Below are 23,975 nucleotides of genomic sequence, written 5' to 3' on the forward strand. Positions count from 1 at the left end.
CGTGGGCGCGATCACCGGAACGTTCAAGGGCTTCGGGGTCACCTTCTCGCACATGTTCAAGAAGGTCGTCACCACCGACTACCCGTTCAAGCCGCCGGTCTCGGCGCCGCGCTACCACGGGCGGCACATCCTCAACCGGCACCCGGACGGGCTGGAGAAGTGCATCGGCTGCGAGCTGTGCGCCTGGGCCTGCCCGGCCGACGCGATCTACGTGGAGGGTGGCGACAACACCGAGGAGCAGCGCTTCTCCCCGGGTGAGCGGTACGCCAGCACCTACCAGATCAACTACGCCCGGTGCATCTTCTGCGGGCTCTGCATCGAGGCCTGCCCGACCCGTTCGCTCACCATGAGCAACGAGTACGAGCTGGCCCGGGACAACCGGCAGGACCTGATCTTCACCAAGGAGCAGTTGCTCGCGCCGCTGCTCGAAGGCATGGAGCAGCCGCCGCACCCGATGCGGCTGGGCGACAGCGAGAAGGACTACTACGTCGGCGCGTTGACCAACCCGGGCACCTCGGCCGGCGCCGAGCACTCGCCGATGGGCCCGGGCCGGTACCAGGTGGAGGAGCACCCCGGCGTGACCTTCCCCGGCGCCGAGCAGGCCGCGCAGCGGTCCGAGGCGGGCAAGGGAGCAGGGGCATGACCACACAGACGGTGCTCGCCGCGGCGGGCGACGTGACCGGGGGTGAGGAGGTCACCTTCTGGATCCTCGCCCCGCTGGCCCTGATCGGGGCGCTCGGCATGGTGTGGGCCCGCAACGCGGTGCACTCCGCGCTCTGGCTGGTGCTGACCATGCTCTGCCTGGGCGTGTTCTACGTGCTCCAGGCCGGGCCGTTCATCGGCATGGTGCAGATCATCGTCTACACCGGCGCGATCATGATGCTCTTCCTGTTCGTGCTGATGCTGGTCGGCCGGGACGCGTCCGACTCGCTGATCGAGACGCTGCGCGGCCAGCGGGTCGCCGCGGTGGTGCTCGGGCTCGGCTTCGCCGGCCTGGTCGGCACCGGCCTCTACCGCGCGCTCGACGGCGTGCGGGCGGCCGGGCTCGACCAGGCGAACGCCGAGGGCAACGTGCAGGGCATCGCCCGGCTGCTCTTCACCAAGTACGTCTTCGCCTTCGAGTTGACCTCGGCGCTGCTGATCACGGCCGCGGTGGGCGCGATGGTGCTGGCGCACGTGGAGCGGCGCAAGGAGGACCGGATGGACCAGGTCGCCACCATGAAGGCGCGGTTCCGGCCCGGCAACTACCCCGGCCCGAAGCCCGGTCCGGGTGTCTTCGCCACCTCCTCCTCGGTGGCCACGCCGGCCCGCCTGCCGGACGGCCGGCTCACCGACCGCGGCATCCCGGAGATCATGCCGGTACGCGAGCTGACGGCCGAGGAGACCGCACTGAAGGGCACGGACAAATGACGCCGGACTACTACCTGATCCTCGCGGCGGTGCTGTTCACCATCGGCGCCGTCGGCGTGCTGGTCCGACGCAACGCCATCGTGCTGTTCATGTGCGTCGAGCTGATGCTCAACGCGGCCAACCTGACGCTCGTCACGTTCAGCCGGATCAACGGTGACCTGAACGGCCAGATCATGGCGTTCTTCGTGATGGTGGTGGCGGCGGCCGAGGTCGTGGTCGGGCTCGCGATCATCATGGCGATCTTCCGGACCCGGCGCTCGGCCAGCGTCGACGACGCCAACCTGCTGAAGTACTGAGGGGTCTGCGGTGGAACAGACTGTGGAATTCGCTACTGCGGATGGCCTGCTGGGCAGCGTCTGGCTGCTGGTGGCGATCCCGCTGGTCAGCGCGGCGGTCCTGCTGCTGCTCGGCCGGCGGGCCGACCGCTGGGGCCACTGGCTGGGCGTGGCGGCCATCGGCGCCGCGTTCGTGCTCGGCCTGACCTACTTCTTCCAGCTGCGCGGTCTGGAGAACAAGCAGGTCGAACAGAGCCTCTGGCAGTTCATCACGGTCGGCGACCTGAAGGTGGACTTCGGTCTGCTCTTCGACCCGCTGGCCGCGGTGTTCGTGCTGCTGATCACCGGGGTGGGTTTCCTCATCCACCTCTACGCCGTGGAGTACATGGCGCACGACGAGGGCCGGCGCCGGTTCTTCGGGTACTTCAACCTGTTCGTCGCCGCCATGCTGCTGCTGGTGCTCGGCAACAACTACGTGATGCTCTACTTCGGCTGGGAGGGCGTCGGCCTGGCGTCGTACCTGCTGATCTCCTTCTGGTACGGCCGGCCCAGCGCGGCCACCGCCGGCAAGAAGGCGTTCCTGATGAACCGGGTCGGCGACGCCGGCCTGGCCATCGGCATCTTCGTCATGTTCGCCATGCTCGGCACCACCCAGTACGACGAGGTGTTCAACGGGGTCGGCTCGCTGACCTCCACCACGGTGCTGGTGCTCGGCCTGCTGCTGCTCCTGGGCGCGGCCGGCAAGTCCGGCCAGTTCCCGCTCCAGGCCTGGCTGCCGGACGCGATGGAAGGCCCGACCCCGGTGTCCGCGCTCATCCACGCGGCCACCATGGTCACCGCGGGCGTCTACCTGATCGCCCGCTCCAACCCGATCTTCTCCGCCAACGAGACGCTCCAGCTCGTGGTGGTCAGCGTCGGCGCGCTCACCCTGCTGATGGGCTGCGTCATCGGCGCGGCGAAGGACGACATCAAGCGGGTGCTGGCCTGGTCCACGGTGAGCCAGATCGGCTACATGTTCCTCGGCGTCGGTCTCGGCGGCGGCGCGTACGCGCTGGCCATCATCCACCTGCTGGCGCACGGCTTCTTCAAGGCCAACATGTTCCTCGGCGCCGGCTCGGTCATGCACGGCATGAACGACCAGGTGGACATCCGCCGCTTCGGCGGACTGTCGAAGTACATGAAGATCACTTGGCTGACGTTCATGATGGGCTGGCTGGCCATCATCGGCATCCCGCCGCTCTCCGGCTACTTCTCCAAGGAGCCGATCATCGCGTCCGCGTTCGAGCGGGAGGGCTGGACCGCCTGGCTGTTCGGCGGGGCGGCGCTCCTCGGTGCCGGACTCACCGCGTTCTACATGACCCGGCTGTTCGTGCTCACGTTCCACGGCCCGAAGCGGTGGACCGAGGACATCGAGCACCCGCACGAGTCGCCGAAGCTCATGACGATCCCGCTGATCCTGCTCGCCGCCGGTTCGGTGGTGGCCGGTGGTCTGATGACGCTCAACGACGGCGTGGTGTCCTGGCTGACCCCGGTGCTCGGCGAGGAGGCGGGCGGCGAGGCGCACGGCGTGCTCTCGCACACCGTGATCACCATCCTCTCGATCCTGATCACCGTGCTCGGAGCCGGGCTGGCCTGGTTCCTGTTCCGCACCGGCACGGCCACCGAGCCGCAGCCGGCCGGCGTGGTGGTCACCGCCGCCCGCCGCAACCTCTACACGGACGCCTTCAACGAGGCGGTCTTCGAGAAGCCGGGCATCTTCCTCACCCGGGCGCTGGTGTTCCTCGACAACCGGGGCGTCGACGGGCTGGTCAACGGCCTCGCCGCCGCCGTGGGTGGGGGCTCGGGCCGGCTCCGGCGGCTGCAGACCGGCTTCGTGCGGTCGTACGCGACCTCGATCCTGACCGGCGCGCTGCTCGTGGTGGCGGCGTTCCTGGCGGTGCAGGCGGGGTGGCTGGCGTGATCGACAGCAACGCGGCCGCCCCCGCCGGCGGGCCACGCAGTCACGACGGAGGTAAGGCCGAATAATGTCCAACTTCCCGTTCCTCTCGGTGCTGACCGTGGCGCCGCTGGTCGGTGCCCTGGTGGTGGCGTTGCTGCCGCGCAGTCGGCCGGACCTGGCCAAGCTGGTGGCGTTCGGCTGGTCGCTGCTGGTGCTGGTGCTCTCGGTGGTGATGTGGTTCGCCTTCTCCGCCGGCGGTGACCGGTTCCAGTTCCGCGAGTCGTACCCGTGGATCCCGAACTGGGGCGTGCGGTTCACCTTCGAGGTGGACGGCATCGCGCTGGTCATGCTGATGCTGATCGCGATCCTGGTGCCGCTGGTGATCCTGGCGTCCTGGCACGACGCCGAGTCGTCCAAGCGCTCTGTGCCCGTCTACTTCGCGCTGCTGCTCGTCCTCGAGTGCACGATGATCGGCGTCTTCGCCGCCGCCGACGTCTTCCTGTTCTACGTGTTCTTCGAGGTCATGCTGGTGCCGATGTACTTCCTGATCGGCAGCTACGGCGGCCACCAGCGGCAGTACGCGGCGGTGAAGTTCTTCCTCTACTCGCTGGTCGGCGGTCTGTTCATGCTGGCCGCGGTGATCGGCCTCTGGGTGGTCGGCGGGAAGACCTTCGACTGGCAGGCGCTGAGCCAGGCGGAGTTCGCCACGAACACCGCCCGCTGGCTGTTCCTCGGCTTCTTCATCGCCTTCGCGATCAAGGCGCCGTTCTTCCCGTTCCACACCTGGCTGCCGGACGCCGGTGGCGCCGCCCCGGCCGGTGCGGCCGCGCTGCTGGTCGGCGTGCTGGACAAGGTCGGCACGTTCGGCATCCTGCGCTACTGCCTCCCGCTGTTCCCGGAGGCGTCGCGCTGGTTCGCGCCGTGGGCGCTGGCGCTGGGGGTCATCGGCATCATCTACGCCGCGCTGCTGGCGGTCGGCCAGAACGACCTGAAGCGACTGGTGTCGTACACCTCGATCGCGCACTTCGGGTTCATCGGCGTGGGCATCTTCGCCTTCACCACCCAGGCCGGCACCGGCGCGGTGCTCTACATGCTCAACCACGGGCTCGCCACCGGCCTGCTCTTCCTGGTGGTCGGCATGCTGATCGCCCGGCGCGGTTCGGCGCTGATCAGCGACTTCGGCGGCGCGGGCAAGCTGGTGCCGGTGCTGGCCGGCGTGCTCTTCTTCGCCGGTCTGGCCTCGCTGGCGCTGCCCGGCACCGCGCCGTTCGTCTCCGAGTTCCTGGTGCTGATCGGCACGTTCACGGTCAACAAGCCGGTCGCGGTGATCGCCACGCTCGGCATCATCCTGGCCGCCGCGTACGTGCTGTGGATGGTGCAGCGCACCACCCAGGGCACGCTGAACCCGGCGCTGACCGAGGTCGAGGGCATGCGTCGGGACCTCACGCTGCGCGAGAAGGTCGTCGTCGCGCCGCTGATCGCGCTGATCGTGCTGCTCGGCTTCTATCCGAAGCCGGTCACCGATGTCATCAACCCCGCCGTCCGGGCGACCATGCAGGACGTCGGCAAGTCCGATCCCGCCCCTGAGGTCGGCAGCGTCCAGGAGGCTTCGAAGTGAGTGAACTGAAGCTGCCGTCGATCGACTACGCGGCGCTCGCTCCCATCCTGATCATGTTGGGCGCGGCTCTGGTCGGCGTCCTGGTCGAGGCGTTCGTGCCGCGCCGCCTGCGCAACGGGGTGCAGCTCGGTCTCGCCCTGCTGGCGGTGCTGGCCGCGATCGCCATGGTGATCCTGAACTCCGACGACCGGCTGATCACCGCCGGTGGCGCGATCGCGGTGGACGGGCCGACGCTGTTCCTCCAGGGCGCCATCCTGGTCCTGGCCGCCATGGCGCTGCTGCTCGTCGGCGAGCGCACGGTGGAGCGGGGCGGCGCCTTCGTGGCGCACGCCGCGGTCACCGCCGAGTCGCCCGAGGACCGCAAGCAGGCCGAGGGTGTCGGCGGCGCCACCGAGGTCTACCCGCTGATGACGTTCGCCATCGGCGGCATGCTGATCTTCGTGGCGGCGAACGACCTGCTGACCATGTTCATCTCGCTCGAGGTCTTCTCGCTGCCGCTCTACCTGCTCTGTGCGCTGGCCCGTCGCCGGCGGCTGCTGAGTCAGGAGGCGGCGATGAAGTACTTCCTGCTCGGCGCGTACGCCTCGGCGTTCTTCCTGTTCGGTGTCGCCCTGATCTACGGCTTCACCTCCGGGATCCCGGGCCGGGGGGCCGGCGTCGACTTCGCCACCGTGCACGCGGCGGTCGGCCAGTCCTCGTCCAGCCAGGTGCTGCTCTTCGCCGGCATGGCGCTGCTCGCCATCGGTCTGCTGTTCAAGGCCGCCGCCGCGCCGTTCCACGTCTGGACGCCCGACGTCTACCAGGGCGCGCCGACGCCGGTGACCGGCTTCATGGCCGCCTGCACCAAGGTCGCCGCGTTCGGCGCGCTGCTGCGGGTCTTCCACGTCGCCTTCGCCGGCGCCGCCTGGGACTTCACCCCGGTGCTCGGCGTGGTGGCGGTGCTGACCATGCTGGTCGGCGCCGTGCTCGCGGTCACCCAGACGGACATCAAGCGCCTGCTGGCGTACTCGTCGATCGCGAACGCCGGCTACCTGCTGGTGGGTGTCCTGGCGCCGACCAAGTCGGGGCTCTCCGGCACGATGTTCTACCTGGCCGCGTACGGCTTCTCGGTGCTCGCCGCGTTCGCCGTGGTGACGCTGGTGCGGGACGCCGACGGCGAGGCCACCCACCTGTCCCGCTGGGCCGGGCTGGGTCGACGCTCGCCGTTCTTCGCGGCGGTCTTCACGTTCATCCTGCTGGCCTTCGCCGGCATCCCGCTCACCAGCGGCTTCACCAGCAAGTTCGCGGTGTTCGGGCCGGCGCTGGAGGCGAACCAGGCGTGGCTGGTGATCGCCGGCGTGCTGACCAGCATGGTGCTGGCGTTCCCGTACCTGCGGGTCGTGGTGATGATGTGGCTCTCCGAGCCGGGCGAGGCGACCCCGACGGTGGCTGTGCCAGGCGCGCTCACCTCCGCGGCCCTGGTCATCGGCGTGCTGGCCACGCTGGTCCTCGGCGTGGTCCCCGGGCCGCTGCTCGACCTGACCACCGGTGCTGCCGAATTCGTTCGATGACGGAACGGATCCTCCGGGGGCCGGTACGCCGTGGCGTGCCGGCCCTCGGCCTCCATCCCCCTCGCCGAGCAGGTCGAACGGGTGTGGCATGGTTGAAGACGTGGTGAACCCGGCTGGCGAGCATTCAGGTCAGTTCGGCGCGCTCGGCCTGCACCTCGCCGACCCGCGCGTCGAAGCCTCCGTGCTGGGCGTGCTCGACCGGGTCGAGGCGCACCTGCGGGCCAGCGTGGCCAGCGCGGACCCACTCGTCACCGAGGCGGCCCGGCACCTGCTCCAGGCCGGCGGCAAGCGGTTCCGCCCGTTGCTGGTGGCGCTGGGCGCCCAGTTCGGCGACCCGGAGGCCGCGCAGGTCGTCCCGGCCGCCGTGGTGATGGAACTCACTCACCTGGCGACGCTCTACCACGACGACGTGATGGACGAGGCGGCCGTGCGGCGGGGCGCCCCGAGCGCCAACTCCCGCTGGACCAACTCGGTGGCCATCCTGGTCGGCGACTACCTCTTCGCCCGGGCCGCGGACATCGCGGCCGACCTGGGCCCGGAGGCGGTCCGGTTGCAGGCGCGCACGTTCGCCCGGCTGGTGCACGGCCAGATCGCCGAGACGGTCGGGCCGCGGGACACCGACCCGGTCGCCCACTACCTGCACGTGATCGCCGAGAAGACCGGTTCGCTGATCGCCACCTCGGCCCGCTTCGGCGGCATGTTCGGCGGCGCGTCCCCCGAGCACATCGAGGCCCTGGCCGGATACGGCGAGATCATCGGGGTGGCGTTCCAGCTCTCCGACGACCTGCTGGACATCGCCAGCGAGTCGGTGGAGTCCGGCAAGACGCCCGGCACCGACCTGCGCGAGGGCGTGCCGACCCTGCCGGTGCTCTACGCGCTCGCCGCCGACGACTCGGACGCGGCCAGCGTGCGGCTGCGGGAGATCCTGGCCACCGGGCCGCTGGTCGACGACGCGCTGCACGCCGAGGCGCTGACCCTGCTCCGCGAGTCCCCGGCGCTCAAGCGCGCCCGGGAGACGGTGCGCAGCTACGCCGAGGACGCCCGCGCCCGCCTCGCCCCGCTCCCCGAGGGCCCGGCCCGCCGCGCGCTGGAATCTCTCTGCGACTACATCGCCGACCGCACCAGCTGACCGGTCCGGCCGCTCCCCGGGCCGCCCGGCCGGATCCGTCGCTCCCGAGCCGGCCGGGCCGGAACACCGAGCTGACGCCGCGGCAAGCGTTCGCCGCCACGGCCCGCTCCGCGGAGGTGGCGGTGAGGGCTGCCGGGTCACCGGGACCAGCGCCCGCGTCGGCTTCTCCACCGTCACGGAACGTAGTCCCCGCAGGGACGAGAACGCGTTTTGCGCGATATACCGCTGAGTCATAAATATGACCAGGCGGTATATCGCACGAATGTGGCGTCTTTCTTGTTGGGGCGGCCGGTCGCCGGCACCCCGCCCCCTTGCGGCGCCAGGGCATCCCAGGGATCACGCCCGCTGGCCCGGTCCGCCCGGTGCAGGCCGCCCGTCCGGGCACGCGCCCGCTCGAAACCAACGCCCACCCGCGCTACGCCGACCCCAGCGCCCACCCCGGCGCAACGCCCACCCCGCGCCACGCCCACCCCGCGCCACGCCCACCCGGCGCTACGCCCACCCCCGGCTACGCCCTACGTCCACCCCGCGCTACGCCCACCCCGGTGCCACGCTCGTTCCGGCCCCTCGGCCCGAAGGCGGCCCCGGGCGCGGCGGGGCGCGGCGCGACACCCCGGGCGGCCCGTGGCAGGTCCCGTCGAACGCGCCGCACTCCCGGAGGGGCCGGTCAGGCGGTGCGGGACAGGCGGCGGGCACCGAGGAGCATGAGCAGGGCGGCCAGGAGCATGGCCACGGCGGCGGTCAGCCACATCGCGGGGTAGCCGGCGGCGCCGGCCACCGTGCCGAGGCCGAGCGGTCCGAGGCTGCCGCCCGCGTACACCCCGGTCTGGGTGATCGAGGTGGCGGCGGCCGGGGCCTGCGGATGGAGGCGGACCACCGCGAAGTTCATCAGCCCGGGCCAGGCCCAGCCGAGACCGAACCCGAGCACCACGCCGGCGACCAGCGGCACCGGGCCGGCCACCGCCAGCAGGACCAGGCCCACGGCGCCGGCCACCAGCAGCCCGGCGATCAACCCGACATGCCCGCTCGCCCGTCGGTCGGCGAACCAACCCACCCCGATCCGCGCGACCACGCACACCGCGCTGCCGAGCGTCAGGGTCAGGCCGGCCAGGGCGGGGGAGAGCCCGCGCGCGGCCGACGAGTCGACCAGGAACGTGCCCAGCGCGTTCGCCGCGGCCGCCGCCAGCGTCGCGGCCAGCCCCACCACCACGAGCGGCCCCCGCCCGCCTCCGCCGCTCCCGGGGGCGGCGCGGCCGTCCCGGTTCCGCTCGGACCGGGGTACGGCCGGGAGCGCGGCCAACGCCGCCCCGGCGGCCGCGACGAAGGCCCAGCGCCATCCCGCGGTGAGCGCGACCGTGGGCACCGCCACGCCCGCCAGCAGGGTGGAGACCGGGATGGCGGCCTGCTTCACGCCGAAGGAGAGGCCCTGCCGCCGCGCCGGCACGTGCGCGGCCAGCGCGGCGTTGCTGGCGAGCTGGCCGAGGGCGTTGGCGGCGGCGCCGACCGCGAGCAGCGCCACCAGCACCGGGTACGACCGGGCCAGCGCCGCCACGGCCAGCAGCGAGCCGGCGGAGAGCAGGATGCCGGCCCGGGCGACCGGGGCCGGCCCGTACCGCTCGACCAGGGCGCCGGAGGGCACCGAGGCCAGGGCGCTGACGCCGAAGTAGACCGAGACCGCCAGGCCCAGGCCGGCGGGGCTGAAGCCCAGCTCGTCGCCGAGCTGCACGGCCAGACCGCCGACCAGGAAGACCGGCAGGACGCAGGCGACGGTGGTGACGGTGGCGCCGGCGCCGACCCGGACCGCTCCGCCGGCCGACGCCGGAGCGGTTCGCGAAATTGTTTCGGTCATCGTCGCCAACCTACGCCTGTCGCGTTTTGGCTGCTGATCGTGTCTGTCGGTGCACGGTGGGTGTCCGGTGATCTGGCATCCTCGATCCGAACAGGCATTTCGCACTCGGCCTGTTTTTCATATGGTGTAAGTCCCCGGCGGCGGAGGTGGTTGTGCGCGACCCCCTGGCGGAACCTTCGGACCTGATCCGCAGCGTCTCCCGCGCGCTTCGAGTGCTCGAGTCGGTCGGCCGTGCGCCGAGAGGGCTCACCGTGAAGCAGATCGCCCGCCGCTGCGAGTTGACCGTCGCCACCACCTACCACCTGGTGCGCACGCTGGCCTACGAGGGCTACGTGATCCGGCGCGAGGACGGGACGTACATCGTCGGGCTGGAGGTGGCCGACCGCTACCGCGAGCTGGTCACCGCGTTCCGGGGGCCGCCCGCGGTGGGCGAGGCGCTGCGGCGCGCCGCCGTGGACACCGGCTGGAGCCACTACCTGGGCCGCTTCGTGGGTGGGCAGGTGGCGGTGACCGCGTCCGCCGAGGGGCCGCGCTCACCGTTCATGGAGGACCTGGTCCCGGGCTTCGACGAGGGCGCACACGCCACCGCGCTCGGCAAGAGCCTGCTCGCCACGCTCACCGCCGAGCAGCGCTTCCGCTACCTGCGCGAATACGGCATGCGCCCGTTCACCACCGCCACCCTGACCACGGTCGAGGCGTTCGAGGCCGACCTGGCCGCCGGCGACCGGCGCGGCATGCAGTTGGAGCTGGGGCAGTTCCGGCAGGGCGTGGCCTGCGCCGCGGTGCTGGTCACCCCGGACAAGGACATCGAGCGGCGGGTGGTGCTGGCCTGCGCCCTGCCGGCCGGCGAGATGATGACCTCCGCCCGGGTGGTCCGCGCGAAGCTGCTCACCGCCGCGCGCTCCATCGCCGACGGGATCGCCACCGAGAACTGATCGGGCCGCCGCCGGTGGGTCCGACGACGGCCCGTCAGCGGGTGGGTCCAGCGTCGGACCCACCCCGGGGATGGCTCAGCTGCCGACCGGGCCCCCGTCGAGGCGCCAGGTGACCACCACGCCGGGCTTGGCGAAGTCGCCGTCCGGCCAGGTGGAGGCCGGGTTCTCCACCGAGGCGCCGGAGATCTCGCCCGGGTGCTGCACGGCCACGAAGACCGACCGGTTGTCCTTGGTGATGAACGGTCCGCAGGTCTCCGCGCCGAGCGGCACCGTGAGGAACTGCTTCAGGTGCCCCCGCTCCGGGCCCTCGACGGCGGTGGCGAAGAGCCCGTCGTTGCTGCCCAGGGCGTTGCCGTCGGTCGAGATCCAGAGGTTGCCGGTGGCGTCGAAGGCGACGTTGTCCGGGCAGGAGATCGGGGAGACCTTCGACTTGTCGTACCCGGCGAAGTAGGTCGAGGCGTCCGCCGGGTCGCCGCAGACGATCGGCAGCGACCAGGCGAAGGTGTCGGCGGTGTTGTCGCCCCGGTCCTCGACCAGCTCCAGGATCTGCCCGTGCTTGTTGGCGTTGCGCGGGTTCGCCTCGTCGGCCGGCGCCTTGCCGGCCTTGCCCCGGTCGGTGTTGTTGGTCAGCGCGACGTAGACCTTGCCGGTGAGCAGGCTCGGCTCGACGTCCTCGGGACGGTCCATCTTGGTCGCGCCGACCTTGTCGCCGGCCAGCCGGGTGAAGGTGAGCACGTCGGCGGCGGTCATGCCGTCGACGTACGAGCGGTTGCCGCTGACCAGCTTGATCCAGCGGCCCCGGCCGCCGAAGCCGCCGTCCGCGGGAAGCGTGCCGCTGCCGTCGATCTCACCCGGGCTGTCGCCGGTCAGCGCCGCGACGTAGAGCGTGCCCGACTCCAGCAGCGTCAGGTTGTGCTTGCGGGCCACCCAGGAGTTGCCCGGCATGAACTTCTTGTCCGAGACGAACTTGTAGAGGTAGTCGAAACGCTCGTCGTCGCCCATGTACGCGACCACGTGCCCGCTGCGGGCCACGATGACGTTCGCGCCCTCGTGCTTCACCCGGCCCAGCGCGGTGTGCTTGCGCGGCCGGGCCTGTGGGTCGAACGGGTCGATCTCGACCACCCAGCCGAACCGGTGCGCCTCGTTCGGGTGCTTCGCCAGGTCGAACCGCTCGTCGGCCCGGTCCCACTTGCGGCTGCCGCTCGGGTAGCGCACGTCGGTGGGGATGCCGTAGCGGGCCAGCTTCGGCTTCAGCTCCTCCGGCGCGCCGTCGCCGCCGACGAAGTACTGGTTGAAGTTCTCCTCGCCGGAGAGCACGGTGCCCCACGGGGTGACGCCGCCGGCGCAGTTGTTCAACGTGCCGACGACCGTGCGGCCCTTCGGGTCGGCGGCGGTCCGCAGCCAGGCCGAGCCGGCGGCCGGGCCGGTCAGCTCGAACTTCGTGGCCAGCGCGGTGACCCGGCGGTTGTACTCCCGCCGGCCGCGCCGTGCCGGCCGCCACTGCCCGGTGTTCTCCACCCGCTCCAGCTCGACCACGGACATGCCGTGGGCGGCCATCGCCACCCGCAGCTGCTCCACGGTCAGCGCGTCCTGGCCGGTGAAGCCGGGGAACATCAGGTCCTCGTTGGTGTACTCGTGGTTGACCACGAGCAGCGCGCGCTTGCGGTCGATCGGCAGCACGCCGACGAAGTCGTTGTTGTAGCCGAACTGCTTGGCCTGCGCGGCGGCGCTCTGGTGGCGCACGTCGAGCGCGGGCGCGCCGGGGACCACCTCGTCACCCCACTTGATGACCACGGCGTGGTCGTACCCGTTCGGCACGACCAGCGTGTCCAGCTTGTTCGGCGGGATCGGCTTGAAGGTCAGCGCGCCGCTGCCCGGGCGTGCGGTCGCGGCGACGGCCTCGTCCGTGCCCGGGGCGGTCGGGGTGGCGGGCGCGGCGGCGGCCGGGGCGGCGCCGGCGAGCGCGCCGGCGGCGGCGCCGCCGAAGCCGAGCACCAGCGCGCCGACCGCGCCGGCCCGGACCACGCCGCGCCGGGTGACCTCGGCGTCGACCAGGTCGCCGAGGTACGGGTTGTCGGTGGGGTTGGGCACCGGGTGGTCGCAGGCGTTGCCGCACCGGTACAGACAGGTCATCGCGTCGCGGCTGCCGTGGCGGGTGCCACCCAGCAGCGGGAGCAGGCGAGGACGGTCGCTCATGAGGTGGAGCCTCCTGATCGGACGTCGGAAGGCGCACACGGGCGATCGGCCCGCGCGCGTACCTGCCGGACGGTGCCAGGGTGCGGTGAGCGGGTGTCGGCCCGAATGTGAACCGGACGTGAACAGCTCCGGCCTGACCTGCGGCTGAACCGTTCGGCGTCACGGCACGTATGGAAGAGCGGACGCACCGCCCGCCACGGGCGGACGCATCGTCGGTCTCCCCGCCGCCGGAAGCGAGGTACCGCCATCAGTGACCACGACGCCCAGCTGCTGCGCGCGCTGCACGACGAGCACGCGGACGCGCTGTTCGCGCACGCCCTGCGACTGGTCAACGGCGATCGGCCGCGCGCCGAGGACCTGGTGCAGGAGACGCTGCTGCGGGCCTGGCGGCACCCGGAGTCGCTGGATCCGCGGCGAGGCTCGGTCCGCGCCTGGCTCTTCACCACGGCGCGGAACCTGGCCATCGACGCGTGGCGTCGCCGCTCGGCCCGGGTCGGCGAGGTCTACACCGACGAACTGCCCGAAACCGCCGAGACGGTCGACGAGACGGAGCGCGCGGTGGAGGCGTGGACGGTGGCCGAGGCGCTCAACCGGCTGAGCCCGACCCACCGCGAGGTGCTGGTCGAGTGCTTCTACCAGGGGCGGTCGGTGGCGGAGGCGGCCGCCCGGCTGGGCGTACCGCCGGGCACGGTGAAGTCGCGCACCCACTATGCGCTGCGCTCACTACGGTTGGTGCTGGCCGAGATGGGGGTGACCGGATGACCCGCTGCGAGTTCGCGCACGACGACGGGGCTTACGTGCTGGGCGCCCTCGCCCCGGCCGAGCGCGCCGCCTACGAGCGGCACCTCGCCGGCTGCGCCGCGTGCCGGGAGGCGGTCGCCGAGATCGCTGTGCTCCCCGGCCTGCTGGGCCGGCTCGATCCGGCCGGGCTGGAGCAGTTCCTGGAGGTCGGGCCGGAGACCAACCGGGTGCCCGCGCTGCTCGACGCCGCGCGGGAGCGGCGGCGCCGCGAGTGGTCCCGCTCCCGCCGGCGGTACGCGGCGACCGCGCTCGCCGCCGCGGTGCTGGCGGTGCTCGCTGGTGTCGGCGTGACGCTGGTCCGGCCGCCGGCCGAGCCGGCCACCCGGCAGGTGGCGCTGACCGCCATGCGACCGGTGGCCGGGACCGCGCCGGTGCACGCCGAGGTGGGGCTGACCGAGACGCCCTGGGGCACCGAGGTCACCATGCACTGCGGCTACGACCGGCGGGCCGGGCACCGCGAGGCGTACACGTTCCGACTGGTGGCGCACGGCCCGGACGGCGCGACGGAGCAGATCGGCTCCTGGCTGGCCGCCCCCGGCGACGACCTGCGCTTCTCCGGCGTCACCCGGTTCACCAGGGGGGAACTGGTCCGCCTGGAGCTGCAACGAGGCACCGAAACCCCCGTCCTCGCCTACGACCTCCGCTGACCCGCCCTCCGCCCCGCACTGCGGCGATCTTGCACTTTGGGCCCTCGGTTCGGGCGCATCACCCCTTTCGTCCGGGCCGGAAGTGCAAGATCAGCGCGTGGGGGTGGGGGTGGGGCGGGGGGTGGCGCGGGTGCGGCGGGTGTTTCGGAGGGCGTCGGCGGTGAAGACCAGGAGGGCCAGCCAGACCAGGGCGAAGCCGGCGAGCCGGGCCGGGGGCATCGGCTCGTGGAAGATCAGCACGCCGCAGCCGAGCTGGAGGATCGGGGCCAGGTACTGCAGCATGCCCACGGTGGACAGCGGCAGCCGGTTCGCCGCGCCGGCGAAGAGCAGCAGGGGGATCGCGGTGGCGGCGCCGGCCAGCACCAGCAGCGCGGTGTGCCCGGCCGAGACGTGTCCGAACGTCGAGTCGCCCCGGGCCGACAGCCACGCCAGGTACGCCAGTGCCGGCAGCGCCAGCACCGCCGACTCGACGAAGAGCCCCTCCACCGCGGGCAACCCGAGCCGCTTCTTGACCAGGCCGTAGCCGGCGAAGCTGAACGCGAGCGTGAGCGCCAGCCAGGGCAGCCGGCCGTAGTCGACGGTGAGGACCGCCACGGCGAGCGCGCCGACGCCCAACGCCGCCCACTGCCCGGGGCGCAGCCGCTCCCGCAGCGCTACCACGCCGAACAGCACCGACACCAGCGGGTTGATGAAATAGCCGAGCGCGGTCTCCACCACCCGGTCGGAGTTCACGCCATAGATGTAGGTGCCCCAGTTGACCGCGATCAGCGCGGCCGCGAGCGCGATGCCGGCCAACGCGCGGGGTCGCCGGGCCAGCGTGCGCAGGAAGCCGACGTGGCGCATCGCGGCCAGCAGCAGCGCCACGAACGCCACCGACCAGACGATCCGGTGCGCCAGGATCTCCACCGGCCCGGCCGGCCGAAGCAGCTTCAGGTAGATCGGGAAGAAACCCCAGAGCAGGTACGCGCCGACGCCGTACAGATAACCGAGGCGGAGCTGGTTCACCCGTCCACCGTAAGGTGCGGATCGGGCTCCTGATCCTTTCCGGTGATGGGCGTCACCCGCTGGTCCAGCTCCATGTAGCGGTCCGCCGCCACCGGCTGGAACCCGAGCTTCCCGTACACCCCGTGCGCGTCCAGCGTGGCCAGCAGGATGCGGCGTACGCCCAGCTCGGCCAGGTGGTCGCGGACGCCGCCGGCCAGCCACGTGCCCAGCCCGCGACCGCGTTCGGCCCGGTCCACGTAGACGTCGCAGAGCCAGGCGAAGGTGGCCCGGTCGGTCACCACCCGGGCGACCGCGACCTGCCGGCCGTCGCCGGGCCGGTAGACGCCGAAGCCGATCGAACCGGCGAACGCGCGGGCGACCGTCTCCCGCTCGCGCCCGAGTGCCCAGTAGGCGTCCGTGGCGAGCCAGGCGTGCACCCGGTCCAGGTCGAGCCGGTCCGGGTCGGTGCTGAGCTGGTAGCCGTCGGCGCGGGTCACTGTGAACACCCGGCCGACGTTAGTGCCGCCGCCCGGGTCGCTCGCCAGCCAATTCCCGCTCGCTGGCCCGGCCGGCGTCGTGGGCGCCGGCCGGGCTCGCCGGGCCTCAGTCGCGGTCGAGGACGGCGCCGAGGATCCAGGTGACGATGCCGACGAAGAGCGCGCCCAGCACCGCCGCCGGCCAGAACCCGTCCACGTGGAAGGGCAGCCCGGCCTCACCGGCGATCCAGCTCGTGAGCAGGAAGAGCAGCCCGTTCACCACCAGCGCGATCAGGCCGAGGGTGAGCAGGTAGAAACCGCAACCCACGGTCTTGATGATCGGCTGGAGCACCGCGTTGACCACACCGAAGATCACCGCGACGAGGACCAGCGTGGTCACCGTCTCGGTGGCCGAATCGGAGTCGAGCGTGATGCCCGGGATCAGCAACGTGGCGAGCCAGAAGGCCACCGCCGTCGTCGCCACCCGGATCAGTAGACCCTTCAGGAAATCCATGGCGGGGATCGTGCCACGCCCGTTCCCCGCGCGGAACCCGTGCGACCGGCTCAGCGGCGGGTCGGACGACCGACCAGCTGCGACTCGACCGGCGTCGGCGAGAGCAGCGCCCAGCGCAGTGCCCGCCGGTTGACCACCGCCACCATGTCGTCGCGGATCCGGGTGAGCCAGTCGGCGGAGCCGCCCAGGCCGAGCGCGGTGCCGGCCAGGGCGGCCTCGGTCGGGTCGAGGGGTTGCAGGACGGCGAGGTCGGCGCGCGCCAGCGTCGGGGCGTCCGCCGGGGTCAGCTCGTCGCGGACCACGAGCACGGACTGCCAGGCCGCCGCCGGACCGACCTCCGGCGGCACCGGGCCGGCGTCGACCACCAGCAGCAGCGGGCGCAGCGGCGACCCGGGCGCGCCGCCGGCCGGCCGCCCCGGCGGGAGCAGCGGCACCCCGCCGGCCGGCGCCCCGAGCCCGCGCACGAACCTCTCCCAGGTGCGCGGCCGCGTGGTCTGCACCGCCACCCGGGCGCCGAGGGCCAGCGCCCGCAACACCAGCAACTGCGCGGCGGGCACCCCGCCGACCAGCACCATCCGGGTCGTCGCGGGCCGGAACAGACGTACGGTGAGCGGGCCGCCGCGGCGGTTCGCGCCCACCACCAGCCCGCACCCCCCGAACGGCAGGTCCAGACCCGTCGGCGGCGACCCGGTCGCGGGCACGCCGGCACCGCCGACCGCCAGTGGCAGGGTCGCGGCCAGCCCGGCCAGGTGCTCGCCGTCCAGTCGCCGCAACTCCGCGCCCGCGTCTCCGGCCACCCGGCGCAGCGCCCGCTCGGCCAGCGTCAGCGCCGGCACGTCGTCGGCGGCGACCCGCACGGTCAACCCGGCCGGCGCCGGTGCGGAGCCGGTGTGCGGGCCGACGCAGAGCGCGACGGTGGTGGCGGTGCCCGGAGTGGCCAGCAATCGGGACAGCAGGCCCCGGGCCGCCTCGCCGCGTGGATCGGGCCACCGGCGCAACCGCCAGGTGGCCTGCGGCAGCCCGCCCACGGTGAGCAGCGGCCACGTCTCCCGGACCGGTGTGCCGGCCTCGTGGTGGGCCATCTCGGCGACCACCCGCAGCGCCGCCGGCGCCCCCAGGGGATGTCCGCCGAGCGGGCCGAGCCGGCGGGCCGTGCGTCGGACGGTGCCGGCGAGCGCCCGCAGCAACTCGTCGTCCGACCAACCGTCGGTCCGGAGCACCCGGATCGCCAGCACGACCCGGGTCCGCCCGGCGATCCGGCCGTCGGTGAGCTGCCGGTAGGACGTGCCGGCCGGACCGGCCGCGACGGCGGGCGTCGGTGCGGGCGACGCCGAGAGGACCAGTTGCAGCCGGACCGGCGGACTCTCCGGACCCGCCGGGGGAAGCAGGTCGAACGGGGACGGCAGGGCCTCCGGGCGGTCGCCGAGCAGATCGTCCGGATCGCCGAGTTCCAGCAGCGCGGTCAGCCCGGCCGCGTCGTGCAGCACGGCGGCGGGCCCGCCGGCCAGTTCCGCGGCCTGCACCACCGTGCCGGGAGCGACCAGGTCGAGCAGCGCCGCCGGATCGGCGGCCGGCGGCAGCGCACGCCGACGGCTCAGGTGGGCGGCGCCGACGCCGAGCCACTCGTGCAGCCAGCGGCCCCGGACCCGCACCCACGCGGCGGGCAGCAGCAGCGTGGCCAGGAGCAGCGCGACGGCGGTCACCACCACGCCGCGCCCGACCGCGGCCACCAGCACGGCCGCCGCGACCTGGGTCGTCACGACCTGACCGGCGCGCACCACCGGTGCGCTCACCCGGGTCCACTGAGGAGGAGCGCTCGGCGAGGGTCGCTCGGTCGTGCTCGCGGTCACCGCACCTCCCCGCCCGGTCCGCCCTGTGACGCCGCCGTGGCTCATGGTAGTGGGAGCGTTGTCCACAGGGGAGGCCCGGGGGGTAGCAGAACTGAAGTGAGACGGCTACCGTCAGCGACGAAATCGTCGTTCGCGCGTCCCGCCGTCCCTCTTCCCCCTCCGGGGACGGCGGGCGCGCACCGGCGAGTCCACGGTGGTCACACGGTGACCGACCACGACCGAGGAGACGAGGTGACGTCCGGGATGTCCCAGACCCAGGCAGAAGCCGCGGTGATGCAGCAGACCGCCGGGAGGTTCGAGCAGGTCGACCAGTCGCTGCAGACCATGTTGAGCGGCCTGATGGCCGAGCTGGAGGTGCTGCAGCAGGCCTGGCGGGGCGCCGGCGGGCGCTCGTTCGAGCAGGTCAAGCAGCAGTGGGCGCAGGACCAGGCGACCCTGCAGCGGGCCCTGCGCGAGACCGCCACGGCGATCCGCACCGCGGGCCGGCACTACGACGTCTCCGACACCGAGGCCGCCGGCCGGGTGGCGGGCACCAACCGCGGCATCCAGCTGCCGCTCTGACCATCGGAAGGATCGAACCCATGGAGCACGGTGTGCTGGTCGTCAACTTCGCCGCCCTGCAACAGGCCGGCGCGGACATCCAACGGGCGCTGACCACTCTGGAGAGCCAGCTCGGGCAGCTCGAACGGGACGCGGCGCCGCTGGTGTCGAGCTGGACCGGCGCGGCGCGGGAGGCGTACGAGCAGCGGCAGGCCCGGTGGCGGGCCGCCTCGCAGGACCTGCAGGCGATGCTGCGGGACATCAAGCTCGCCGTGGAGGACTCCGCGGCCGACTACCTCGACACCGAGAAGCGCAACGCCAACCTGTTCCAGTGAGCCCCGGGCGCGGCCCGGGTGCGGTCCCGGGCCGCGTCCGGTGATCAGGCCGGGCCGGCCGGGTGCCAGCGCCGCCGCGCCCCCCGGGGCAGCACCACGGCCAGCAGCGCCGCCAGCGCCGCCGCCCCGCCGGTCACGCCGGCCACCAGCAGTGCCCGGTCCCGGGCCGTGGCGCGACGGGACCGGCGGTCGAGCGCGGCCGGATCCGGCCGCTCGGCCGGCAACGCCGCGCCGGCACGAGGGCGGGCGGGTGTCTCCCCGGGCGACTCGGTCACCGCGCGGTACGGGTTGAGCACCCCGGCGCCGTAGCCCTCGCCCCGCCCCGGCGCCGGATCGGCGCCGGCCACGATCCGCCCGGCGACCCCGGCCGCGTTCAACCCGGGGCGATACTGCCGCAGCAGCGCCGCGGTGCCGGACACGAAGGGCGTGGCATAGCTGGTCCCCTCCGCCCGGTGGTGGCCCTGCCGGGGCGCCGCCATCAGCACCTCGCTGCCCGGGGCGACCAGGTCGATGTAGGGGCCGGTCTGGGAGAAGGCCGCGCGTGCGCCGTCCCGGCCGATCGCGCCCACGCCGAGCACCCCGTCGTACGCCGCCGGGTACGGTCGGGGGTCGCCGCTGTCGTGCAGGTTGCCGGCGGCGGCCACCACCACCACGTCCCGCCGCACCGCGTAGGCGATCGCGGCCCGGACGGCCGGGTCGTCCGCGTACAGCACGACGGACAGGTTGAGCACGTCGGCGTCGTGGTCCACCGCCCACCGGATCGCCCGGGCGAAGTCGGCCGCGTCGACCGTACGCCCCGACTCCCGCCCCTCGACCACCTGCTGCTCGCTCACCCGTACCGGGAGGACGCGCGCGTCCGGCGCGAGCCCGCGGAAGGCGACGCCGGGGCGCGGCGCGGCGGCGATGATGCTCGCCACGCCGGTGCCGTGCCCGGCGCAGTCCCGGGTGCCGTCGCCCCCCGGGTCGAGGAAGTCGGCGCCGTCGAGCACCCGGCCGGCGAGCTGCGGATGCGACCGGTCGACCCCGGAGTCGACCACCGCGACGACCACGCCGGCGCCGGTCGCGAGCGGGGCGAGCCGGTCCGGCGCGTACCGTTGCTGGGGCCACGGTTGCTCGGCCACCGGGCGGGCGGGCGCCGGCGGCGCCGCGCATCCGGACGGGGCGCGGGCCGCCGCCGGAGCGGCCGGCAGGCCGGCGACGAGGAGGATCGCCAGGGCGGCCAGGGCCGGGCGGACGAGGGGCCGAGACATCGACGACCTCCGTAACGTGTCGACTCCGGAACGGGATGTTAGCGCCTCGCCGAGGTCACGGCCGACCGTCGATGGCCAGGCATTGTGATCTTGTTACCACCTTGTAGGTTGTAGGCGATGCCTGTGGCCTGTTCGCGGAAGGAGAGGTGGCCGTGACCGGATGGGAGCCGGCCACCGAGGCCGAGGTGGCGATGCGGGACGCGCTGCGCGCGCAGGACCAGCAGCAGTACTTCCGCGTACTGACCCGCGTCGATCTGGTGCTGCCGGTCGCCGGCGGCTCGACCGCCGGGTGGGGCACCTGGACCTCCAGGGGTCGCACCCACGTGTTGGCCTTCACCTCCGTCGCCGCGCTACGGGCCAGTCTGGGTGAGAACGCCGGGGCGACGCGCGTCGTGGCATACCCCGACCTGGCCGCCGGCTGGCCCAACCAGGAGTGGTGGTTGGCGGTCGATCCGGGGCTGCCGATCGAGGGCTACCTGCCCGCCTGGTACGTCGCGCAGCTCGCTCGGGGAGACGTCCGGCTGCCCGGGCGGACCATGGGCGCCCGAGCCCGCCTGGATCGGGTGGAGAGCGCGGCCCGGGCCGCCCGCAACGGGGTTCCGGAGACCGCACGGGAGGCGCCGTTCCCCCGGGTACCGGCCGCTCCCGCGCCGCCGCCCCCGGTTCCGCCGACCCGTGGTGGCCGGGTGGCGGAGGCCGAGGAGCCCTCCACCGTGCCGATGCGGACCGTGCCGGTCCTCGGTCGCCGCGTACCCACCGTGCCGCCCCGCCGGAGAACGCCGGAGGCGCCCGAGGCGGGCCGGCCCGGCTCGGGCGACGAGCCCGGCTCCGACGCCCTCGACGGCTGGCTCACCGACCTGCGTCGGCGGCCGGACGAGCCGGACCCCTTCGCCGCCGGACGGGACGCGTCGGTGGACGATCCGCCGGCGGCTCCCGCGCCGCCCCCGGCCCGCTCCTTCTTCGAGCCCTCCTCCGGGCGCTCCAGCCGGCGGCCCTCGCCGCTGGACGCGCCCCGCCGGTCCGCCGAACGGGCGACGCCGCCGTCCCGGTTCGCCGGTGGCCAGCCGTTTCCCCGCCGCCGGCCGCTGAACGAGCCGGTGCGGGAGGATCCGACCCGGGCCTTCCCGATCGGGGCGGACCAGCCGCCGCCGGCATCCCGTCCGGACGACCCGACCCGGCCGTTCCGGCCGGCCCGCCCGGCCGAGGACGCCACCGCCACGCTGCCCCGGCGGCACGCCGGCCCCGCCGCGCCCGCGCCGGACCAGTGGGCCGGGGAGAATCCGGTCGCCGACCTCGCGGAGGCGGAGGAGTTGCCGCCGTCGGTCGCCGAGCCGGTGTCCGCGCCGCCGACGCCTCGGCGTGACTTCACCCCGATCGTCATCGAGGGCACCGTCATCGAGGCCCGCGACCTGACCGAGCCCACACCGGCCTGGTCCCCACCGCGCGCCGATCCCGTGGTCCCGGTTCCGGGTGGCGACGCGGCGGCGGCCTGGGTGGGCGCCACGGACCCGACCGTGCCGCTCCCCGTCGACCCGGTGGTCGACGACACCGCCGATCTCGCCGCCCACCTCGACGCCACCGGCACGGACGAGCCGGTCGACGGCACGTCGCCGTTCGACCGGTCCGGCGTCGGGGACGAGCCGACGACGCCGCTCTCGCCGGCGGCCGCGCCTCCGGTGTCGCTCTTCGAGCCGTCGTCGGGGGCCGCACCCTCGTTCGCGTCGACGGCCCCCTTCGGGTCCACCGCTGCCGAGCCGACGACGGCGTTCGAGACCGCGTCGGCCTTCGAGCCGACGACGGCGTTCGAGACTGCGTCGGCGCAGCCCACGGCAGCGTTCGAGCCGACGACGACGTTCGAGCCCACGGCGGCGTTCGAGCCGACGACGACCTTCGAGCCCACGGCGGCGTTCGAGCCGACGACGACGTTCGAGCCGACGACGCCGTACGGGGCCGCGTCGGCGTTCGGGCCGGAGTCGACGACGGCGTTCGAGTCGCCGGGCTCGGGTGAACCGACGGTGTCGCTGTTCGAGCCGCCGTCGTCGTCGGCCGACCCGACGGTGTCGTTGTTCGAGTCCACGGCCCCGCTCTCCGAGCCGTCGAACGGCGCCCCGGCCCCGCTGTTCGAGCCGCCGACCGAGCCGCTGTTCCCACCCGACCCGTCCCCCGCCGAACCGGACACCACGTCGCTGCTCGGGACGCCGACACCCGAGTCGACGTCGGTGCCGGCCGAGCCTCCGGTGTCGTGGTCCGCCCGCTCCGATGTGGAGGACGGCTCGCCGCGCTCCACCGCCTCCGAGCGGTCGGTCGACGAGCCGACGTCGGCCGGCGCGACGACGCCCCCCGCCGGGCGGCCGGAGTTCGTGCCGGCGAACGAGGTGGAGGAGGAACTGCTCGCCGCCGCCGGCAGCGGAAACACGGACGGCTTCCTCACCACCCTGCTGCTGGCCCGGGTGCTGTTGCCGGTCGCGCCCGAGTCGGTCCCCGGCAGTAGGCCGGGCGACCCCGGCTTCGTCTGGCACACCCGGTCGATCGACGGCGGCACGTACGTCGTGGCCTACACCTCGCCGGAGCGGCTCGCCGAGCACGCCGACGGCCCGGTCGACACCGTACGGGTCAAGTTCGTCCAGCTCATCCGTCGGTGGCCGGACGCCGCCTGGTCGTTCCTGGTCAACCCGGGCAGTCCGGTCGGTGCGGCATACCCGGGGGAGCAGGTTCTCGCGCTCGCCAACTGGGCCGCCGAGGTGGGCCTCGGCGACGAACCGGAGCCTCCCGCCGCCGCGCCGGCCCCGGCGGCCGAGCCCCGACCGGCGGCGCCGCCGACGGACCCGAGCCTGCCGGTGACCATGCAGAAGGCGATCGCGGCGAGCCAGCTCGCCTACTACCTGGAGCGGGGCTACGACCGGGTGTCCGGGTTCGTGCACCGGGCCGGTGAACTGGCCCACCTGCGGACCCCGGCGGAGCTGTACGACGCGCTCGGCCTCGGCCATCCCGGCTCGCCGTTCTCCCGGGACGACGAGGAGGTCTACCTGCTGCGCTGGCCGGCCCACCGGCCCAGCCTCTACCGGATCCCGTACGGCGGGCAGAACGAGGCCGCCATGCGGGCGATGGAGGGCTGGGTGATCGAACGGTCCCCGTTCCGCGGCAACGGCTTCGCGCCGGGGGAGAGCACCGACGTGGTGGCGGAGTTCAAGGTGGACAGTGCCCGGCTGCCGCACGGGGCCGAGCTGTGGCGCGTCGGCGCCGACGCCGCCGCCCGGCTGGTCGCGGTCCTCGACACGGACGCGCTGGTGTGGCGGAAGGCGGACGAGGCGTGACCCGCGACGGGTACGTGGCCCGCTGGCGGGGGCGGGAGTACCAGGCCAGCCCGGACGGGACCGACGTCCGCCTCTACCAGCCCGAACCGGACGACGGTTTCGCCGAGGTACGCCCCGGCCGGTACGTCCGGGTGGTGCCGGCCGCCGAGGTGGAGGACCTGGCGTACGTCCGGACCACCTGCACCTGGCAGGGGCAGCCGTTCATCGTGCTGGCCGAGCACGAGGGCTGGCTGCGTGTGGAGTACACCGGTGGACGCTGGCCGGTGGCCGAGGCGATGGGGTTGGAGGCGTTCGACTTCGGCGTCTACCAGGGGTGGGCGCCCGCGACCGAGGTGGCCGACCTGGGCGAGCAGCGGGTCTGAG

General features: G+C 73.6%; 21 protein-coding genes. 14 read left to right on the top strand and 7 right to left on the bottom strand.

Translation table 11 applies throughout. From position 1 onward, the window contains the following. Position 1 precedes the first annotated feature (1 nt). The 7 genes from nuoI (at position 2) to ACN27B_RS11700 (ending at position 7,921) form a co-directional block, all read left to right on the top strand. The gene (nuoI, locus tag ACN27B_RS11670) at positions 2-643 is read left to right on the top strand and encodes an NADH-quinone oxidoreductase subunit NuoI (RefSeq protein WP_091583682.1); all 642 of its coding nucleotides are present in this window, start codon (positions 2-4) and stop codon (positions 641-643) included. After that, complete coding sequence (locus ACN27B_RS11675) at positions 640-1,410, top strand: NADH-quinone oxidoreductase subunit J (RefSeq protein ID WP_099162915.1); 771 nt, start codon at positions 640-642, stop codon at positions 1,408-1,410. The genes nuoI and ACN27B_RS11675 overlap by 4 nt, the downstream gene beginning before the upstream one ends. Further along, the gene (gene nuoK, locus ACN27B_RS11680; RefSeq protein WP_089154544.1) at positions 1,407-1,706 is read left to right on the top strand and encodes an NADH-quinone oxidoreductase subunit NuoK; all 300 of its coding nucleotides are present in this window, start codon (positions 1,407-1,409) and stop codon (positions 1,704-1,706) included. Before ACN27B_RS11675 ends, nuoK begins: the two co-directional genes overlap by 4 nt. A gap of 10 nt (positions 1,707-1,716) precedes the next feature. Beyond that, complete coding sequence (gene nuoL / locus ACN27B_RS11685) at positions 1,717-3,645, top strand: NADH-quinone oxidoreductase subunit L (protein ID WP_099162914.1); 1,929 nt, start codon at positions 1,717-1,719, stop codon at positions 3,643-3,645. A gap of 64 nt (positions 3,646-3,709) precedes the next feature. After that, positions 3,710-5,242, top strand: coding sequence for an NADH-quinone oxidoreductase subunit M (locus ACN27B_RS11690; RefSeq protein ID WP_422744900.1), 1,533 nt, complete (start codon positions 3,710-3,712; stop codon positions 5,240-5,242). Next, a complete protein-coding gene (nuoN, locus tag ACN27B_RS11695; protein ID WP_091583667.1) occupies positions 5,239-6,792 on the top strand; it encodes an NADH-quinone oxidoreductase subunit NuoN in 1,554 nt (517 codons plus the stop codon). Before ACN27B_RS11690 ends, nuoN begins: the two co-directional genes overlap by 4 nt. A gap of 88 nt (positions 6,793-6,880) precedes the next feature. Continuing rightward, a complete protein-coding gene (locus ACN27B_RS11700; protein ID WP_091583663.1) occupies positions 6,881-7,921 on the top strand; it encodes a polyprenyl synthetase family protein in 1,041 nt (346 codons plus the stop codon). Between the two features lie 667 nt (positions 7,922-8,588). Here ACN27B_RS11700 and ACN27B_RS11705 read toward each other — a convergent pair. Beyond that, the gene (locus ACN27B_RS11705; protein ID WP_099162912.1) at positions 8,589-9,770 is read right to left on the bottom strand and encodes an MFS transporter; all 1,182 of its coding nucleotides are present in this window, start codon (positions 9,768-9,770) and stop codon (positions 8,589-8,591) included. A 152-nt stretch (positions 9,771-9,922) separates the two neighbouring features. Here ACN27B_RS11705 and ACN27B_RS11710 point away from each other — a divergent pair, with 152 nt between their 5' ends. Beyond that, positions 9,923-10,705: an IclR family transcriptional regulator gene (locus ACN27B_RS11710; RefSeq protein WP_091583655.1), complete on the top strand. Its 783-nt coding sequence runs from the start codon at positions 9,923-9,925 to the stop codon at positions 10,703-10,705. 75 nt (positions 10,706-10,780) lie between these two features. On the opposite strand, the gene ACN27B_RS11715 is transcribed toward ACN27B_RS11710, so the two are convergent. Continuing rightward, the gene (locus ACN27B_RS11715) at positions 10,781-12,901 is read right to left on the bottom strand and encodes a PhoX family protein (protein ID WP_422744903.1); all 2,121 of its coding nucleotides are present in this window, start codon (positions 12,899-12,901) and stop codon (positions 10,781-10,783) included. Between the two features lie 246 nt (positions 12,902-13,147). Here ACN27B_RS11715 and ACN27B_RS11720 point away from each other — a divergent pair, with 246 nt between their 5' ends. Beyond that, positions 13,148-13,663, top strand: coding sequence for a sigma-70 family RNA polymerase sigma factor (locus ACN27B_RS11720; RefSeq protein ID WP_091583649.1), 516 nt, complete (start codon positions 13,148-13,150; stop codon positions 13,661-13,663). After that, positions 13,660-14,349 (top strand): anti-sigma factor family protein, encoded by a 690-nt coding sequence (locus tag ACN27B_RS11725; protein ID WP_422744905.1) that lies wholly within the window; start codon positions 13,660-13,662, stop codon positions 14,347-14,349. Before ACN27B_RS11720 ends, ACN27B_RS11725 begins: the two co-directional genes overlap by 4 nt. Positions 14,350-14,439: 90 nt before the next feature. On the opposite strand, the gene rarD is transcribed toward ACN27B_RS11725, so the two are convergent. From rarD to eccE, 4 genes are all read right to left on the bottom strand, one after another. Further along, on the bottom strand, positions 14,440-15,354 hold the full coding sequence (gene rarD / locus ACN27B_RS11730; protein ID WP_422744907.1) for an EamA family transporter RarD: 915 nt from the start codon (positions 15,352-15,354) through the stop codon (positions 14,440-14,442). Continuing rightward, entirely contained in the window at positions 15,351-15,839 is a 489-nt protein-coding gene (locus tag ACN27B_RS11735; RefSeq protein WP_099162908.1) for a GNAT family N-acetyltransferase, read from the bottom strand. The genes rarD and ACN27B_RS11735 overlap by 4 nt, the downstream gene beginning before the upstream one ends. A 97-nt stretch (positions 15,840-15,936) precedes the next feature. Then, on the bottom strand, positions 15,937-16,323 hold the full coding sequence (locus ACN27B_RS11740; protein ID WP_091583634.1) for a phage holin family protein: 387 nt from the start codon (positions 16,321-16,323) through the stop codon (positions 15,937-15,939). Between the two features lie 50 nt (positions 16,324-16,373). Then, on the bottom strand, positions 16,374-18,218 hold the full coding sequence (gene eccE, locus ACN27B_RS11745) for a type VII secretion protein EccE (RefSeq protein ID WP_422744910.1): 1,845 nt from the start codon (positions 18,216-18,218) through the stop codon (positions 16,374-16,376). Between the two features lie 198 nt (positions 18,219-18,416). On the opposite strand from eccE, the gene ACN27B_RS11750 reads away from it, so the two are divergent. Further along, positions 18,417-18,734, top strand: a complete 318-nt coding sequence (locus ACN27B_RS11750; protein ID WP_091584343.1) for a WXG100 family type VII secretion target — start codon at positions 18,417-18,419, stop codon at positions 18,732-18,734. 20 nt (positions 18,735-18,754) lie between these two features. Beyond that, positions 18,755-19,048 carry a WXG100 family type VII secretion target gene (locus ACN27B_RS11755; RefSeq protein WP_099162906.1) on the top strand — a complete coding sequence of 98 codons (294 nt, stop codon included), beginning with the start codon at positions 18,755-18,757 and terminating at the stop codon, positions 19,046-19,048. Positions 19,049-19,092: 44 nt separating this feature from the next. Here the strand turns inward: ACN27B_RS11755 and mycP are convergent, their stop codons facing one another. Next, positions 19,093-20,298 carry a type VII secretion-associated serine protease mycosin gene (mycP, locus tag ACN27B_RS11760; RefSeq protein ID WP_422744912.1) on the bottom strand — a complete coding sequence of 402 codons (1,206 nt, stop codon included), beginning with the start codon at positions 20,296-20,298 and terminating at the stop codon, positions 19,093-19,095. A gap of 152 nt (positions 20,299-20,450) precedes the next feature. Here mycP and ACN27B_RS11765 point away from each other — a divergent pair, with 152 nt between their 5' ends. Together ACN27B_RS11765 and ACN27B_RS11770 are read left to right on the top strand one after the other, a co-directional pair. Further along, the gene (locus ACN27B_RS11765) at positions 20,451-23,612 is read left to right on the top strand and encodes an SseB family protein (RefSeq protein WP_422744914.1); all 3,162 of its coding nucleotides are present in this window, start codon (positions 20,451-20,453) and stop codon (positions 23,610-23,612) included. Beyond that, on the top strand, positions 23,609-23,974 hold the full coding sequence (locus tag ACN27B_RS11770) for a hypothetical protein (RefSeq protein WP_098744019.1): 366 nt from the start codon (positions 23,609-23,611) through the stop codon (positions 23,972-23,974). The genes ACN27B_RS11765 and ACN27B_RS11770 overlap by 4 nt, the downstream gene beginning before the upstream one ends. Position 23,975 lies beyond the last annotated feature (1 nt).

The organism is Micromonospora sp. WMMD754, from assembly GCF_049315235.1.
GTDB lineage: Bacteria > Actinomycetota > Actinomycetes > Mycobacteriales > Micromonosporaceae > Micromonospora > Micromonospora sediminicola.